The sequence below is a fragment of the Vibrio sp. Vb1574 genome, from assembly GCF_033338675.1.
The window spans coordinates 1-1,391 of record NZ_JAWOTC010000212.1 but is presented as its reverse complement, the minus strand read 5'-3'; the positions used below and the strand labels follow the sequence as shown (position 1 = coordinate 1,391).

Below are 1,391 nucleotides of genomic sequence, written 5' to 3'. Positions count from 1 at the left end.
ATCGTAAGAAAGCGTGGCGCGGCGATAAGACGGATGCATGTGTATTTCACTCACATTCGCTCTTACTCCATCGGTGCCGTTGTACACGACGCCACCAATTTTCACGGCGATTTGACTCGGTGAATCGCCCTCCACACAGTGAGCCGCCGTCAATACATAGCCATTGCCGATGTAACTGGCACCGCAATAGGAACGGTTACTGTAGCGACTTACAATTTGTGTGTAGAACTTCCATTCAGTTGGATCGGCGGTAATGCCGCCCACGATTTTCGGTTGAATGATGTGGTTTTGCGTCTGTGATAAATCATCAGCACTTGCAAACATTGGCAAGACTGCCAAAGCAAGTAACGATTTTGATAGTTTCAAAGTATTATCCTCTTGTTTTTGTAAGCACGATCCTCGTGCTACTCATAAAACAAGCAGACAAATTCAATGTTACCAATGTAAGTTGAGTAGCAAATTCATAGCTTGCGAGCCACTTAAACGCAAAAGTCTATTGATGAACTGAATGATTTCAATTCCACATGGTTTCTGTCACTGAATTACCGTCAACGAGACGTATTAATTACGATGGATTTAAGGGCTTTCGCAAACAGTGAATATGATGCCCAAACCCTTGTTTTTCATACAATCCGAGAGCTTGGCGGTTAAAACTCCAAACCTCAACAAACATCTGGGTTGCGCCGTAATCGATAAAGGTAGATTCTATCTTATCGAGCAAAGCTTGAGCCGTTCCTCGCTTTCGATATTCCGGCATCACATACAACTCATCCAAACTGCCCATCATCACAGGTTGGCTGACAACGGAAGTTAACTCACAAAAGTGACCAGAGACAAAACCGATAACTTCATCACCGACTTTTGCTACATATACCAAACACTCGGGATTATCGATGTAACGAGCAATGCTTTTCTCTTGCTCGATTTCTTCAGCAGTTTTAAACAATTCAGGGGATTGAACATGGTGCTCATCGTGCAAATCGAACATAAGATCGTTGAGCACTTCTAAATCATCAAAACTCGCAGCTTTGATTACAAATGCAGACATACTAAGGGTTACCAAAATTTGAGTCCGTATAGTGTGTTGCGAAAACACAGGCTTGGCAAGCCACAAAAGCGCCTACTCACGATTGTTTTCTGGAGCACCAACGCAAAAAAGCCCCTGTACAAATCAGCATACAGAGGCAGAACCAAACTACGGAGTTCGAGGATCAGGGTTTCATTTGAGTACGACGATAAATTGTTAGCGTCGTAATACTCGCTCTATTTCATTCAGGCTCGTTGGATCATCAATCGTCGATGGCACGGTGTATTGTTCACCATCAGCAATTTGGCGGATGGTTCGACGCAGAATTTTACCCGAGCGTGTTTTCGGTAAGCGATCTACAACC

General features: G+C 43.8%; 2 protein-coding genes. Both read right to left on the bottom strand.

Going from position 1 to position 1,391, the window contains the following annotated elements:
- Positions 1-366, bottom strand: a 366-nt coding sequence (locus tag R7O12_RS24910) for a S1 family peptidase (protein WP_318126730.1), incomplete at its 3' end; no start/stop codon positions are given.
- Positions 367-565: 199 nt separating this feature from the next.
- The gene (locus R7O12_RS24905; RefSeq protein WP_318126728.1) at positions 566-1,048 is read right to left on the bottom strand and encodes a GNAT family N-acetyltransferase; all 483 of its coding nucleotides are present in this window, start codon (positions 1,046-1,048) and stop codon (positions 566-568) included.
- Between the last annotated feature and the right edge of the window lie 343 nt (positions 1,049-1,391).